Source organism: Marinobacter shunpengi, from assembly GCF_045449715.1.
Taxonomy (GTDB): domain Bacteria; phylum Pseudomonadota; class Gammaproteobacteria; order Pseudomonadales; family Oleiphilaceae; genus Marinobacter.
Map to the genome: position 1 here is coordinate 136,504 of NZ_JBJJLA010000009.1, position 14,516 is coordinate 151,019.

Here is a 14,516-nt window from a genome sequence, read left to right on the forward strand (position 1 = left end):
ACCTAACACTTGGTCAAATTCAAGATTCACCGCTAGAATAATTTGACCGAATGATTGGTCTCATGCCTGAATAGATCCCAGACCAAGCCCGGAAACCTGCCCCGACGCCCCCTCAAGACAGCGTACGGAAGGCAATAAACCAACAACAATCAACCGGGAAAACGGGCCCGGTTTCCCCCAATGGAGGGCAGCATGCGTTACACCACCGAACACAAGAGCCTTTACGATTCCGTCAGCAAGTTCGTGGCGGACGAGATCAACCCCTATGTGGACCAGTGGGAGGAGGAAGGCATCTTCCCCGCCCGTGAGCTGTTCCGGAAGATGGGTGCCAAGGGCTTCCTGGGCATTACCAAGCCCGAGGCGTTTGGTGGCATGGGGCTCGACTGGAGCTACGACCTGGCCTTCTGCGAAGCCATGGGCGAGGTAAACTGCGGCTCCATTCCCATGGCGGTGGGTGTACAGACCAATATGGCCACACCGGCCCTGGCCAAGGTTGGCTCCGATGAGCTGCGGCGGGAGTTCCTGGCACCGGCCATTGCCGGCGACTACGTGGCCTGTATCGGTGTTTCCGAACCCGGCGCCGGCTCCGATGTGGCCTCCATCAGGACCATCGCCCGCAAGGACGGCGACGACTACATCATCAATGGCGGCAAGATGTGGATCACCAACGGCACCCAGGCGGATTTCATGTGCCTGCTGGCCAACACCGGTGATGGCCCGGTGCACAAGAACAAGTCGCTGATCGTGCTGCCCATGGACACGCCGGGCATTACCGTCGCCCGCAAGCTGGATAAACTGGGCATGCGCAGCTCCGATACCGCGCAGATTTTCTTCGAGGATGTGCGGGTGCCCCAGCGCTATCGCATCGGCGAGGAAGGCCTCGGGTTTATCTATCAGATGCAGCAGTTCCAGGAGGAGCGGCTGTGGGGCTCTGCCAGCACCCTGCGGACTCTGGAGCGCTGCATCGAGGACGTGGCCGAGTACACCCGCCAGCGCATTGCCTTCGGCAAACCGCTGCTGCACAACCAGACCATCCACTTCCGCCTGGCCGAGCTGCAGACCGAGGTGGAACTGCTGCGTTCACTGGTGTACCGGACCACGGAGGGCTACATCAACGGCGAGGACATGACCCGCCTGGCCTCCATGGCCAAGCTGAAGGCCGGACGGCTGTGCCGGGAGGTCACCGATGCCTGCCTGCAATACTACGGCGGCATGGGCTTCATGAATGAAACCCTGATCACCCGGCTCTACCGGGACCTGCGGTTGGTGTCCATCGGCGGGGGTGCCGACGAGGTGATGCTGGGCATCCTCAGCAAGTTCATGGGCACCCATCCGGGCGACCAGTAGGCCGCTGGTAGCGCCGGGGTCAGCCCCGGCCCCCGGTGGCTAGGATCATAACCCGATCCGTCAGGTCGTCCAGCGACAGGCCTCCGCCGGCCCGGAACCAGGTGGGCGTCCAGTGCATGGCACCGGCCAGCAGCTTGCGCAGGATATCCGGCTCCATGGTCAGCATGCCCTCGGCCCGGGCCTCTTGAAGCACGCCCAGCCAGATGCCCTCGTATTCTTCCCGCAGTTTGAGGATATCCGCCTTGGCATCGTCGGACAGGTTGCGCCACTCCCCCACCATCACGCTCCAGGCCTCGCCGGTTTCGCCGTTGGTGGCGTAAAGTTCCACCGCAATCAGGGTGCGCAGTTTGGCTTCCAGGCTATCACTCTGCTCCAGCGCCCGTTTCATGCGAGTCAGGTTGAGGATGATGCTCTCCTCCATCACCGTGCGCAGGATCTCATCCTTGCTGCGGTAATGATGGAAGATGCTGCCGGGCAGTATGCCAGTCTCGCGGCCGATGTCGCGGACCGTGGTCTGCAGGTAACCCTTGTGCCGGAACAGACTGGCCGCGGTATTGAGCACGACACCCCGGGGGCTTTTGGGATCGGTGATGCTGCCGTTTTCTATCAGCTCGTTGCGGATTTCTTCACTGAATACCAAGGGTCCGGCTCTCTCTGAGACTGTGGGGATCGGGTCGCATTCTATAGCATGTCCCGCGTTTCGGGCCACCGGAGTGCGGCAATCAGTCAGCACCGGTATGCCTTACCAAGAGTGTAGACCAAACGCTTGCTCAAATCCCGGACGTCCGCTAGATTGATCAAAACAAGAACAACAGCCAAGGACCAGCGGAGCACTTCCATGCCAGAACAACACCCTGCCCCAACCCCTGAAATGAACATGATCGACCGGGTCTGCGCCGGCGACATCCTCACCCGTGCCGCCGACCTGTACCCGGACAACATCGCTATGGTGGACGACGGCCGCACCCTGACCTACCGGGAGTTCGAGGATCAGGCCAACCGCGTAGCCCACAGCCTCCTTGGCCTGGGTCTGCAAGCCGGCGAGCCGGTGGGCGTGCTGGCCCGTAACTGCCTGGAGCTGATGGTGACCTACATCGCCTGCGCCAGGGCCAACCTGGTGTTCGCACCGGTCAACCTGGGCCTGAAACCCCATGAGATCGCCTACTGCCTGAAGGACTGCAACACCCGAGTCCTGATTGTGGAGGAGGCCCTGATGGAAGCCGGTCAGTTATTGCCGGAGCAGTTGCCGGCACTCGAATGTCTGTACTGGACAGGAACCAGCCCCCATGAAGCCGGTGGTCAGACCTGGCAGCCGTTCCAGGCCCTGATCGACAGTGCCAGCGACCAGCCGGTGGAAGTGGTGGTGGGCGACCGCGACCCGGTCCAGTTGCTCTACACCAGCGGCACCACCGCCAATCCCAAGGGCGTGGTGACCAGTCACCTGGCCGTCACCATGGCTGCCATGGCCAATATCATCGCCAACCGCCTGCCCCCCGAGCAGGCCATGCTCTGCCAGTTGCCGCTGTTTCACTGCACGGCGGTCAACTGCCTGGCGCTGCCCACCTTCATGATGGGTGGCAAGCTGGTGATGGCCAAAGGCTTCGACGCCCGGGAATGCGCGCGGCTGATTGAGGAGCACCGGATCTACATGCTGGTGTTCCTGCCCATGATGTTCAACGAAGTGCTGTCGGACCCGGAAGCCAGCCAGCGGGACTTTTCGTCGGTGCGCCGCGCCCTCTACGCCATGGCGCCCATTGCCGAAAACAAGCTGCAGGGCATCCACGATGCCTTCCCCAACGCTGACGTGATCCTGGGTTCCGGCCAGACCGAATTCACCCCGGCCACCTGTCTGATCCGCCCCGAGCACCAGTGGAGCAAGGCCGGCTCCTGGGGCACCGCCACCCCGCTGACCCGGGTGGCGATCATGGATGACCATGGCCGCCTGCTGCCACCGGGGGAAACCGGCGAGATCGTCTATCGGGGTCCGCAGGTGATGACGGAGTACCTGAACCAGCCGGAGAAGACCGAAGAATCCTTCAAGTACGGCTGGTTCCACAGTGGCGATATTGCCTCCATCGACGAGGACGGCGCCATCTGGTTCACCGACCGTAAGAAGGATCTGATCAAGACCGGGGGCGAGAACGTGGCCTCACTGGATGTGGAACGCTGCCTGATGGGTCACCCGAAAGTGGCGGAAGCGGCGGTGATCGGCGTCCCCCACGAACGCTGGGGCGAGGCCATCACCGCCAGCGTGATCCTGATGCCGGACGCCGAGGCTACCGAACAGGAACTGATCGACCACTGCCGGGAACACCTGGCCGGGTTCAAGGTGCCCAAGGCCATCGTGATCGTGGACGAGTTTCCCCGCACCGGCACCGGCAAGATCCAGAAGCATGTGATCCGCAAGGGGATGGAGGATTTCTTCTCCTGAGGGCAGGTGCCCCCGGGAGATATCTCCCGGGGGTGACGTTACCTAGCGCGCCATACCATAGAATTCGGCATTGGGGCGCATGGCCGTATGGGCTGCCAGCCGGTTAGACATGGCAAACAGCCCGGTAATCGCCCCGATATCCCAGATCTCATCCTGGCTGAAGCCGGCCTGCTCCAGCGTTCGGATATCCCCTTCCCCTACCAGCCAGGGCGTCTCGGCCAGTTTGACCGCGTAGTCCAGCATCGCCCGCTGTCGCTCACTGATCTCCGCTTCCCGGTAATTGGCACCGATCTGATCCGACAGCCAGGGCTGCTTCGAGCGGATACGCAGGAAAGCCCCATGGGACACCATGCAGTAGAGGCACTGGTTGGCGCTGCTGGTCGCCACCACAATCATCTCCCGCTCCACGCGACTCAACCCCTCATCGGACTCCATCAGGTCATCGTGCATGGCCAGGAAGGCCCGCAACTGGTTGGGACGATGGGCATGGCCCAGGAAGACATTGGGAATGAAGCCCATCTTTTCCTGCAGGGTTTCGATGCGTGTTCGAAGATCCTCCGGCAAAGTGGAAAGATCGGGGATCGGAAATCGGGAGATGGGCGGTTGCTCGGGCATGGAAAGGACTCCGCTATATGGACCAGACTCCAGAATAACAGGGTCTGCTCTGACAGCTCTTGTGATAACTGGCTAGTGAGGGAACGCGATCGATCCGACACAAAGCAAAAGAGATCACGGGCCGATAGGCCTCGCTTCAAGCAATCCATTGCCAGCAACATTATGGATCACGAGAGAGTCATAGCCACGGTAGTTTCCGTCTCTGGCCTCGTCAGTCAGCCAGATGAGCCAGTCCTCATGGCCATCATTGTCTACGTCTGCCCTGGCCACCACCTCAAGCTGGATGTACCAGTCATCAGATTCCAACGTGACAGTGTTGTCGTCCACCTGGACAGGTAACTCGCCCGATATCTCGGCAAGCGTATGATAATGATTGGACGCTGGCCCCAGTGATGATCGGAAGCTGCGCAGATCAAGCCTATTGCGTAGCACCTCTCCTGCTGGGACATCAGGACGGTACTTCTGCTGCACCGGCTCAGCAGACTTTAGGGCTTGCAAGGTATCGCAGACTCTGTAGTTCGCCAACTGACTGCGATTCTCAACACCTTCCAAAACATCGGCTTTTCCCCGGAGTTCCAAATACTCCCGGCAGCTGTGCGCAGTTGCCCCATCGCTAAACTGGAGCTCAGGGCGAGGCTCCGTCATGACTTCGTCATAGTTGTGCAGCTCTCGGGTAAACGCTCCAAAGTCATCTCCGCCAGTATCTGTTCCGCTTGCTGAGCATGCTGATACCAATAACAGGGTTGTTAAACCAACGACACTTGTCCTCATGGCAAAATCCTTTCCAGTAGATCTGCTTCCTTATTCCGCCTGGTCGGATAGGCATCCTTGAAGTCCCGGAGTTCTTCTACGGTGCGCTTCCAATCCTGAGAAGTCACCGCATCCCAAAAACCCGGTGTTTTAATATTCAACCCAGTCCCATATTGGAAAGCCACCGAAGCGATTACCGTTTGAGCCTCTTCGGGAAGAGTAGAAAATGCAACTTTATTCTTGTTGTTTGGCGCTCCAGCGTACAAGCTCTGCAATTGACGGACTTGACCAGCCTTTACGGCTCTGTCGATAACCTCCGACTCCATCGGTGTGATGGTCAGAGGATTATTCGCCAGAAATCTGCCTGCTTGAACACTTTTTATCGAAAGGTAGGGTTTGAGCTTCGTGATCAAAGACTGGGACAGTCCAAGGCGTTGAAGGTCAGCTTCATTCCTTTGGCCAAGATCAAATCCCGTCGCGACGGTAACACCACTGTTACTACCACCGGGATTTGGAACATAGGCCCTTAATACACGCCCACCTTCAAGATCACTAATGAAAGAGTAATCAATATTTAACGACATCCTGCAAACCTCTCCTTGGCCAATAAATCCTATTGATGTAGCAAGCGAACAAGCCCTGCAATCCCATGCTACGACCGTTCGCCCAGACAGGTAGAGTAAGCCAGTTGCCCCTAGAAAAGAAACCGTAGTGGCGATAACTTGATCCAGTCCTCACCTTGACCAAACCACCTCTGCGACCCTCCCCCACTGCTCCTCAAACTCCGCCGAAGGCAACCGGCTGAAGCCGGAGCGGATGTAGCGCTGGATCTTGCCCTCCACAAAGGTCATCACCCAGTCCGCCGCCCGGTTGGCAGTGGGCTGGGGGCGCAGGCCCTGGCGGATGTCGCCTTCCTTGAGGATCTGGCGGACCTGGGTTTCCAGGCGGTCGAAGAACTGGCTGGCGCGTTTGCGCAGGGCTTCGTTTTCGCCGCTGAGGGCTTCGCCGGTAAGCACGCGGCACAGGCCCGGGTTGCGCTCGGCGAACACCAGAACCAGTTGGGTGACCTGTTGCAGGCGTACCTGTGCATCTTCCTGCTCCTGCAGGATGCGCTGGCAGCGGGCAAACACGGTGTCCTCGGCAAACTCGATCAGCGCCTCGAACATCTTGCGTTTGCTGGGAAAGTGACGGTACAGGGCGGCCTCGGTAACGCCCACGGCCCTGGCCAGGCCGGCAGTGGTGATGCGGGCTCCGGGGTCCGTTTCCAGGATCTCCACCAGGGCCTGGAGGATGGCGTCGCGACGACTGGGTTTCTGGTTGGTCATGACAGGACTACAGCGCTCTGATTTGATTATTGATTGGTAATGTTTCGGTGATGAGGGGATTCTACAGGGATCGGTGGGGATTTTGTTTGAAGGCGGGCAGGAAAATGGGGTGTTTTAGCTCCCTCTCCACTGAAGGGAGAGGGGATTTCAGGCGTAAACCAAGGGTGTAGCCAGCTAGAAGAAAGTACCATCAATGGGCGAGGACGCGCTGGCATAGGCCTTCTTCGGCATGCGGCCGGACAGGTACGCCTCGCGGCCGGATTCGATGGCCAGCTTCATGGCGTGGGCCATGCGGATGGGGTCCCGGGCGGAAGCGATGGCGGTGTTCATGAGTACGCCGTCACAGCCCAGTTCCATGGCGATGGTGGCATCCGACGCGGTGCCGACACCGGCATCCACCAGCACGGGCACGTTGGCGTTCTCGACGATCAGGCGGATGTTGTAACGGTTCTGGATACCCAGACCGGAGCCGATGGGGGCGCCCAGGGGCATGATGGCGATGCAGCCCATCTCTTCCAGGCGTTTGGCCAGCAGCGGGTCGTCGGAGCAGTAGACCATCACCTGGAAGCCGTCGTTGATCAGTTCCTCGGCAGCCACCAGGGTTTCGGTCATGTTCGGGTAGAGGGTTTTCTCTTCGCCCAGCACTTCCAGTTTCACCAGGTCATGGCCATCCAGCAGTTCCCGGGCCAGTTTGCAGGTGCGTACCGCATCCTTCGCGGTGAAGCAGCCGGCGGTGTTGGGCAGGATGGTGTACTTCTCCGGCGACACCACGTCCAGCAGGTTGGGCTCGTCCGGGTTCTGGCCCAGGTTGGTGCGGCGTACCGCCACGGTGACAATCTCGGCGCCGCTGGTTTCGATGGCGTGGCCGGTCTCCGTCAGGTCCCGGTACTTGCCGGTGCCCACCAGCAGGCGGGACCGATATACCCGGCCCGCGATCTCAAGGGGTTTGTCTTCCGGCAACGGTATCTGGCTCTGGTCAGTCATGGGATTCCTTGGGGGTCTTGGTCAGTAAACAGGCGCGGGAACAAGGTGGCGGATCAGCCGCCGCCAATGGCGTGGACCACCTCAACGCGGTCACCGTCGTTCAGGCGAAAGTCGCCATGCTGGCTACGGGGTACGATATCTTCGTTCACCTCCACCGCCAGCCGTTTGCCGGTAAGGCCGAGGTCGTCGATCAGCCATTGCAGCGTGGCCTGATCGGGGAGTTCCCGGGCATCACCGTTGAGTACTACGTTCATATTGACCTCTTATTCACGCGGGCCGACGCAAGGCCGCTATCACCAGCAAGGCCCATCCCACCATGAAGCAGACGCCACCGATCGGCGTGACTGGCCCCACCCAGCGGATATCGGTCAGCACCAGCAGGTACAGGCTGCCGCTGAACAGCAGGATACCGGCCAGGAAGAAGCCACCGGCGACACCCAGCAACCGGCGCGAAAGGCCGGTGGCAGACAGCAGCGCTACCAGTACCAGCGCGATGGCATGGTACATCTGATAGGTGACGGCGGTCTGGAAAACTTCAAGGCCCCGTTCGCCCACCATGCCCCGCAGGCCGTGGGCGCCAAAGGCCCCGGCCATGACCGCCAGCAGAGCAATCAGGGCGCCCACCGCCAGCCAGTAGCGGCTCAGGGATGGCTGGGCGTGTTCAGCATTCACAGTGGATCTTCTCGTCGGTATCCAGGTTCATCAGGGTCAGGCGGCCACCCCACACGCAGCCGGTATCCAGGGCGATATACCGGTCACTGCCGGTCTCCCCTTCCAGGGCGGCCCAGTGACCGAACAGCACCCGCACATCATCCGCCCTCGGGAAGCTGAACCAGGGGGCGTAGCCCTCCGGCGAATGACCGGCGGACTCCTTGGTGGCCAGCTCCAGGGTGCCGTCCTCGGCAATAAATCGCATGCGGGTGAAATAATTGGTGATCATGCGCCAGCGATCCATTCCCTGTAGGTCGTCCCGCCAGCATTCCGGGTAGTTGCCGTACATCTGGCGGAAGTACGTTTCCACATCAGGACCGCGAAGCACCGCTTCCAGTTCCCCGGCCAGGGCTGCGGCCTTTTCCGCACTCCAGATATGGGGCAGGCCGGCATGGGACATCACCAGGTTGCGCCGGGGGTCATGGATGCAGATGTTCTGCTGCAACAGCCACTGCAGCAACTCATCGTGATCCGGTGCGTCCAGGATATCCTGCAGGGTATCCTTCTTCTTGATGCTGTGGCCGCCGAGCGCCACTGCCAGCAGGTGCAGGTCGTGGTTGCCCAGCACCACTACGGCGGAGCTGCCCAGGTTCTTCACATAACGCAGGCTTTCCAGGGAGGACGGCCCCCGGTTGATGATGTCGCCGGCCACCCACAGACGATCCCGGGAAGGAGAGAAATCCACCTTGTCCAGCACATCCAGCAACCGGTCGTAACAGCCCTGGATATCTCCAATGGCGTAGTCAGTCATGGTCAGCCTCGTTTGTGGCATCCGCCTGTGGCCGGTTCCCGGTCAGGTAGTCGGCAATGGCCACGTACTCCGGCAGCCCCAGGTTCTCCGGGCGCAGGCCGTCGTTGATGCCCAGGTTCTGCAGCTCCTCCGCACTCACCAGGTTACCCAGGGACTTGCGCAGGGTCTTGCGGCGGGCGTTGAAGGCGGTGCGCACCACCTGCTGCAACATGGCCAGGTCTCGCGCCGGGTGAGGCAATGTCTCATGGGGCACCAGGCGGACAATGGCGGAATCCACTTTGGGCGCGGGTTTGAAGGCCCCTGGCCCCACCTCGAACAATGGCTGCACCCGGCAGAAATACTGGGCCATGATACCCAGCCGGCCGTAATTGTTGTCCCCCGGGCCCGCCGCCAGTCGCTGCACCACTTCCTTCTGCAGCATGAAGTGCATGTCCTTCACCACCCCCGCCTGTTCCAGCAGATGGAAGATCAGGGGCGTGGAAATATTGTAGGGCAGGTTGCCCACGATGCGCAGGGGGCCGTTGCCCGCCAGCTCGCTGAAATCGAACTTCAGGGCATCCGCCTCGCGGATACGGAACTCCGGGTAGTTGAAGAACTTGGTGCGCAATATCGGGATCAGGTCCCGGTCCAGCTCGACCACCTGCAGCCGCGGGTTCACCGCCAGCAGTTCCTCGGTCAGGGCGCCAAGCCCCGGGCCGATCTCCACCAGGTTGTCGTCCGGTTGCGGATGGATGGACCGCACGATCCGCTCGATCACCCCCGGATCGTGGAGAAAGTTCTGCCCGAACCGCTTGCGGGCCTGATGACCGGCACTTTTACTCAAGACGATGCCCCTGTCTGTTGGGCGTGTTCACGACGGTACCGGGCCATCTGCTCGCCCACGCGGATCGCCGTATGCAGGCTGCCCGCGTCCGCCTTGCCGGTGCCGGCCAGGTCCAGGGCGGTGCCATGGTCCACGGAGGTGCGCACGATGGGCAACCCCAGGGTGATGTTCACGGCGCGGCCAAAGCCCTGGAACTTGAGCACCGGCAGACCCTGGTCGTGGTACATGGCCAGGACGGCGTCGGCATCGTCCAGCCAGTGGGGCGTGAACAGGGTGTCCGCCGGCAATGGGCCGGTCAGGGTGATGCCTTCCTGCCGGAGCTGTTCCAGGGTGGGTTCGATGACCTCGATCTCCTCCCGCCCCAGGTGGCCGCCCTCACCGGCATGGGGGTTCAGCCCCGCCACCAGGATACGGGGATGACGAATGCCGAAGTAGGTCTTGAGGTCCTGGTTGAGGATGCGCGTCACCTGCCTCAGTCGTTCCGGGGTGATAGCGGCCGGCACGTCCTTCAGGGGCAGGTGCGTGGTGGCCAGGGCCACCCGCAGGTCCTCGGTGGCCAGCATCATCACCACCCGCTCGACACCGCAAAGCTCCTGCAGGAATTCGGTATGACCGCTGAAGGCAATGCCGGCCTCGTTGATCACCCCCTTGTGCACCGGTGCGGTGACCATGCCGTCAAAGGTACCGTCCAGGCAATCCCGGGCGGCGATGGTGAGGGCGTCCAGCACATACTGGCTGTTGCCGGTGTGGGTGGTACCGGCTTTGGTGTCGGCGATCCCCGGTACATCCAGCACCGACAGCTCGCCGGCGCTGGTGGCCACGGCCTCCCCCGGCTGCCAGGGCTGTAGCTTCACATGCAGCCCCAGCAGGGCCTGGCGGGCCTCCAGCAACTCCCGGCTGGCAACGACTACCACGCGCTGGGCGCGTTCCTCGGTGGCCAGTTGCAGGCACAGTTCGGGACCAATGCCCGCGGGCTCCCCCGCGGTCAGTGCCAGGGTGACCGGTTCGGTCATGAGTTCTTGATCTCCACGTAGGCCTCGTCGCGGATTTCCTGGAGCCAGTTCTGCAGTTCCGTTTCGTACTTGCGGCGGTACAGGGCCTGACGGGCCTCAGAGGCGCGCACCTGCTCGCTGATGTCCTGGTTGCGACGTTCCTGTACCTCCAGGATATGCCAGCCGAAACGGGAACGGAACGGCCGGGTGTACTCGCCCACCGGCGCGTTCATCATGGCCTCTTCAAAGGCGGGCACCATCTGGCCCGGACTGACCCAGCCCAAGTCACCACCGGCGGAACCGGACCCCGGGTCGTCGGAGTATTCCCGGGCCAGCTCGCCGAAGTCACCACCATTCACCAGCTGCTGGTAGATATCGTTGATCCGCAGCTCAGCCTTGGCATCGGACACCACCTCGGTGGGGCGAACCAGGATATGGCGCACTCGAGCCTGTTCCACCATGTTCCGGGTCTCACCGCCACGACGGTCGAGGACCTGGACGATATGGAACCCGCTGCCGCTCTGGAGCACCTCGGAGGGCTGATTCAGAGGCAGTTCCGGCACAATGTCGGTCACCAGGGACGGCAGGTCCGCCCGGCTCCGCCAGCCCATCACGCCCCCTTCCAGGGCATTGCTGGCATCGGACTCCGCCACCGCGGCCGACTGGAAGTCACGACCGCCGGCAATTTCCTGCTGCAGGCGCCGGGCCTTCTGCCGGGCCTGGGCAACCGCCTCCTGGTCGGAGAAGTTATCCACCGCCACCAGGATATGGGCCAGCTGGTATTCGGTGGTGGTCTGGGTCTGGCCGTTGGTCTGCTCCAGGTAGTTTTCCACTTCCCGGTCGGTCACCCGTACCCGGCTGTCCACCTGACGCTGCTGCACACGGCTGACCAGCATTTCCCGGCGGATCTGTTCACGGGCTTCCTGGTAGGTCACCCCTTCCGCCGCCAGTTGCTCCTCGAACTGCTGGAGGGTCATGTTATTGCCACGGGCAATGCGGTCGATGGTTTCGTTGAGCTCGTTGTCACTGACCCGCATGCCCATCTGGTCCGCCATCTGGAGCTGGATGTTCTCGGTGATCAACTGATCCAGCACCCGCTCTTCCAGCACCTGCCGGGGTGGCAGGCCGGTACCCTGGCCCTGCAACCGCGAACGGATGGTGTTGACCCTGGCGTCCAGCTCCGACTGCAGGATGACGCCGTCATCCACAATGGCCACCACCCGGTCCAGCGGCTGTCGGTCCGCCTGGGCAACGGAGGCCACTGCCATCATCAGGGCCACCAGCAATGTCTTGATACCCGTCAGGCTTTTTGCCTGCATACTTACCTCGTTCATGGTTCAGTCGATGTGTCAGGGGCGCGCGCCGAAGCGCCTGCGCTCGCGTTCCTCGTAACCGTAGAAAGCGTCGGAGAGCGTATTCTCCGTGCCACCGGAGCCACCCAGCCCCTTGAGCTGGATCTGGAACACCACCCGGTGGTCGACCTCCCGATCGTCAACCGCGTCGTACTCGGTCACACGTTGTTGCACCAGTTGGAAACTCCAGCAACAGTTGTTGTACTCCAGCCCCGCCAGTGTACCGACCGTTTCGTCCAGCTGTGAATCGAAGACCCAGCGGGCAATCAGGCTGAGGTTGTCGGTAATGGGCACAATACCACCCACGTCCATCTGCTCGAACCGGTTATTGGGATTGGTGCCTCGGCTGTAGCTGTGGCCCATGCTGACCAGGTAGCGGTAGTCCGGCGAGTGGTAGGCCAGCACGCTGCGGCCCTCCTCGGTATGTTTCTCCCGCGGGTCCCAGAGGCCGGATACCCGGATATCCAGCGTATCCAGGGGCCGGAGCACCATCTCCCCGGCATAGGGGGAATCGCTCTCGGTACCACCACCACGGCCATTGAGGGTAACCTCCCGGTCTTCGTGGTAGAACACCTGGCCCAGGCTGAAACGGGCGGTCTCCACCCCGGCCGCCATGTCATTGAAACGGCTGGTCAGTGCCACCGTGGTCTGGTTGGCGTCACCGACACGGTCGCCACCCACGAAGCGGTTGGGCTGGAACAGGTTGTCGAAACGGAAGGAACGCAGGCCGGCATCAAAGTTGGGGATGTCGTCCTGGTCATCGTCCGCATCGGCGTAGACATAGTACACCCGTGGCTCCAGGGACTGGTTGTACTCATCGCCAAACAGAGTGGTCTTGCGGTCCAGGTAGATACCGCTGTCCAGTTCCGCCACCGGCACCGAGCGGTCGAAAGTGGGGTCGCCCAGGTCGTAGTCGTCCAGGTCGTACCAGGTCTGGTCCAGGCTGACGGAGGGCCGCGTGTAGCCCCAGATGGTCCGCAGGGGCAGGGCCAGCTCCGGGATGGCCCGGGCCCGCTGACCCACCGCCCGGTCAAGGCCGGTCAGGCCCTCGTTGTCACGGTCAAAGTTGGTGTACTGACTCTCCAGTCCCACCTCGAAGATCCCCAGGGGTACATTGGCGCCGTAGATCACCTCGGGGAGTTGATCGTAGGGCTTGTTGCGGTCGGCCACGGTGTCGGTGATGGTCTGGTAGCCGGCCACATAGGCTTCGAACAGTTGCCATTGGTCCTGGTAGCGCACGCCACCCCGGCGCAGCAGGTGGGTGGCATTGCCGATGTCCAGGGTCTGGTTCAGGTCGCTGAGGTAGTCGTTGTCAGACACCACCGAGTAGTCAGCGTATCCCCGCCAGCCACTGCCGAAATTCGCCCGGCTGTGGAAATCCAGGCCCCAGCGCTTGCCGGACTCGCCAGGAAACTCATCCCGGTAGTATCGGTCATCGTCGATATACCCCACCTGCAGCACGGATTCCCCTAAGCGGCTCAGGTAACGCCCCTCCACTTCGGTCAGCAGGCCGCGACCATGGATATACTGGGGTGTGAGGGTGGCATCGTAATGGGGCGCCAGGTTCAGGTAATAGGGCGTGGACAGGTACAGGCCGCTACCGGTGTTGGACGTGCCCGCAGTGGGATACAGGAAGCCTGTCTTGCGGCGGTCATCGATGGGGAAGCTGGCCCAGGGCCAGTAGAACACCGGCACGTCCTTCACCTGCAGGCGGACGTGCCTGGCGGTACCGAACCCTTCCGCCTGGTTGAGACGGATGTCCGACGCCACCAGCGACCAGTCGTTGCGGTCCGGGGCACAGGTGGTCAGGTACCCCTGGTCGATGGTGATGATCTGTTCCTCCGGCCGGGTGATCCGCGAGGCCTGGCCCCGCATCTCCGTCTGATGGAACAGGAATCTGGCATCATCGATGGTGAAGAAACCGGAATTGACATCGTAACGGGCGCTGTCACCGGTCAGCAGCATGCCGGGACTGCGGCTGGTCATGGGCCCGGTAACCGACACCTCGCCGCTGGCCTGGTCATAGACCGCCCGGTCGCCGGTCATGGCCATGCCCGCCTGGGACAGTCGCACATCCCCTTCCAGGTGTAACCGGGTATCCATCTCGTAGCGGGCCGACAGGGCACTGGCATTCACCGGGGCGCCCTCCTCTACCGCGACGTCGCCGGCTGACGATTCCGGCGCCACATAGCCACCGCGGCAGAACAGCGGCAACCGTGCCTGCTGTTCCGGCGGCAGTTCCGACCGGGGGCGCCAGTCCATACTGGCCGCCGTGGGCGAGTCCGCTGCTGCAGTTATGGCCGTGGACAAGAGGCAGACGCCGGCCAGCAGGGCGGCAACCCGGGAGCGTTGTGCCTCGACGACAGACTGTTGGCGGCCTGCTGGCCTCACGTAGTACTCAAGTGGCACCGGTTCCGGATCCTGTTGGTGGTCGG

At 62.0% G+C, this 14,516-nt stretch carries 15 protein-coding genes; 2 read left to right on the forward strand and 13 right to left on the reverse strand.

Translation table 11 applies throughout. The features are described 5' to 3' along the window. Nucleotides 1–192: 192 nt before the first annotated feature. Complete coding sequence (locus ACJO3T_RS03665) at nucleotides 193–1,347, forward strand: acyl-CoA dehydrogenase family protein (protein ID WP_406966039.1); 1,155 nt, start codon at nucleotides 193–195, stop codon at nucleotides 1,345–1,347. A 19-nt stretch (nucleotides 1,348–1,366) separates the two neighbouring features. On the opposite strand, the gene ACJO3T_RS03670 is transcribed toward ACJO3T_RS03665, so the two are convergent. After that, a complete protein-coding gene (locus tag ACJO3T_RS03670; protein ID WP_406977822.1) occupies nucleotides 1,367–1,987 on the reverse strand; it encodes a TetR/AcrR family transcriptional regulator in 621 nt (206 codons plus the stop codon). Between the two features lie 198 nt (nucleotides 1,988–2,185). On the opposite strand from ACJO3T_RS03670, the gene ACJO3T_RS03675 reads away from it, so the two are divergent. Beyond that, nucleotides 2,186–3,778 (forward strand): class I adenylate-forming enzyme family protein, encoded by a 1,593-nt coding sequence (locus tag ACJO3T_RS03675; protein WP_406977823.1) that lies wholly within the window; start codon nucleotides 2,186–2,188, stop codon nucleotides 3,776–3,778. A gap of 42 nt (nucleotides 3,779–3,820) precedes the next feature. Here the strand turns inward: ACJO3T_RS03675 and ACJO3T_RS03680 are convergent, their stop codons facing one another. The 12 genes from ACJO3T_RS03680 to ACJO3T_RS03735 all read right to left on the reverse strand — a co-directional run bounded on the left by ACJO3T_RS03680 (nucleotide 3,821) and on the right by ACJO3T_RS03735 (nucleotide 14,490). Then, nucleotides 3,821–4,393 carry a peroxidase-related enzyme gene (locus ACJO3T_RS03680; RefSeq protein WP_406977824.1) on the reverse strand — a complete coding sequence of 191 codons (573 nt, stop codon included), beginning with the start codon at nucleotides 4,391–4,393 and terminating at the stop codon, nucleotides 3,821–3,823. 114 nt (nucleotides 4,394–4,507) lie between these two features. Then, nucleotides 4,508–5,164 carry a hypothetical protein gene (locus ACJO3T_RS03685; protein ID WP_406966034.1) on the reverse strand — a complete coding sequence of 219 codons (657 nt, stop codon included), beginning with the start codon at nucleotides 5,162–5,164 and terminating at the stop codon, nucleotides 4,508–4,510. Then, nucleotides 5,161–5,727: a pesticin C-terminus-like muramidase gene (locus ACJO3T_RS03690; protein WP_406977826.1), complete on the reverse strand. Its 567-nt coding sequence runs from the start codon at nucleotides 5,725–5,727 to the stop codon at nucleotides 5,161–5,163. The genes ACJO3T_RS03685 and ACJO3T_RS03690 overlap by 4 nt, the downstream gene beginning before the upstream one ends. Before the next feature lie 150 nt (nucleotides 5,728–5,877). After that, a complete protein-coding gene (gene slmA, locus ACJO3T_RS03695; RefSeq protein ID WP_406966031.1) occupies nucleotides 5,878–6,468 on the reverse strand; it encodes a nucleoid occlusion factor SlmA in 591 nt (196 codons plus the stop codon). A gap of 174 nt (nucleotides 6,469–6,642) precedes the next feature. Further along, complete coding sequence (locus ACJO3T_RS03700) at nucleotides 6,643–7,452, reverse strand: thiazole synthase (protein WP_406966030.1); 810 nt, start codon at nucleotides 7,450–7,452, stop codon at nucleotides 6,643–6,645. A gap of 53 nt (nucleotides 7,453–7,505) precedes the next feature. Continuing rightward, on the reverse strand, nucleotides 7,506–7,706 hold the full coding sequence (thiS, locus tag ACJO3T_RS03705; RefSeq protein WP_406966029.1) for a sulfur carrier protein ThiS: 201 nt from the start codon (nucleotides 7,704–7,706) through the stop codon (nucleotides 7,506–7,508). 13 nt (nucleotides 7,707–7,719) lie between these two features. Beyond that, entirely contained in the window at nucleotides 7,720–8,046 is a 327-nt protein-coding gene (locus ACJO3T_RS03710; RefSeq protein WP_406966192.1) for a DUF423 domain-containing protein, read from the reverse strand. Between the two features lie 67 nt (nucleotides 8,047–8,113). Further along, entirely contained in the window at nucleotides 8,114–8,914 is an 801-nt protein-coding gene (locus ACJO3T_RS03715; RefSeq protein WP_406966028.1) for a symmetrical bis(5'-nucleosyl)-tetraphosphatase, read from the reverse strand. Continuing rightward, nucleotides 8,907–9,737: a 16S rRNA (adenine(1518)-N(6)/adenine(1519)-N(6))-dimethyltransferase RsmA gene (gene rsmA, locus ACJO3T_RS03720; RefSeq protein ID WP_406977827.1), complete on the reverse strand. Its 831-nt coding sequence runs from the start codon at nucleotides 9,735–9,737 to the stop codon at nucleotides 8,907–8,909. Before rsmA ends, ACJO3T_RS03715 begins: the two co-directional genes overlap by 8 nt. After that, nucleotides 9,734–10,750, reverse strand: a complete 1,017-nt coding sequence (pdxA, locus tag ACJO3T_RS03725) for a 4-hydroxythreonine-4-phosphate dehydrogenase PdxA (RefSeq protein ID WP_406966025.1) — start codon at nucleotides 10,748–10,750, stop codon at nucleotides 9,734–9,736. The genes rsmA and pdxA overlap by 4 nt, the downstream gene beginning before the upstream one ends. Further along, complete coding sequence (locus ACJO3T_RS03730; RefSeq protein ID WP_406977829.1) at nucleotides 10,747–12,048, reverse strand: peptidylprolyl isomerase; 1,302 nt, start codon at nucleotides 12,046–12,048, stop codon at nucleotides 10,747–10,749. Before ACJO3T_RS03730 ends, pdxA begins: the two co-directional genes overlap by 4 nt. Before the next feature lie 30 nt (nucleotides 12,049–12,078). Beyond that, nucleotides 12,079–14,490 carry an LPS-assembly protein LptD gene (locus ACJO3T_RS03735; protein WP_504925122.1) on the reverse strand — a complete coding sequence of 804 codons (2,412 nt, stop codon included), beginning with the start codon at nucleotides 14,488–14,490 and terminating at the stop codon, nucleotides 12,079–12,081. Between the last annotated feature and the right edge of the window lie 26 nt (nucleotides 14,491–14,516).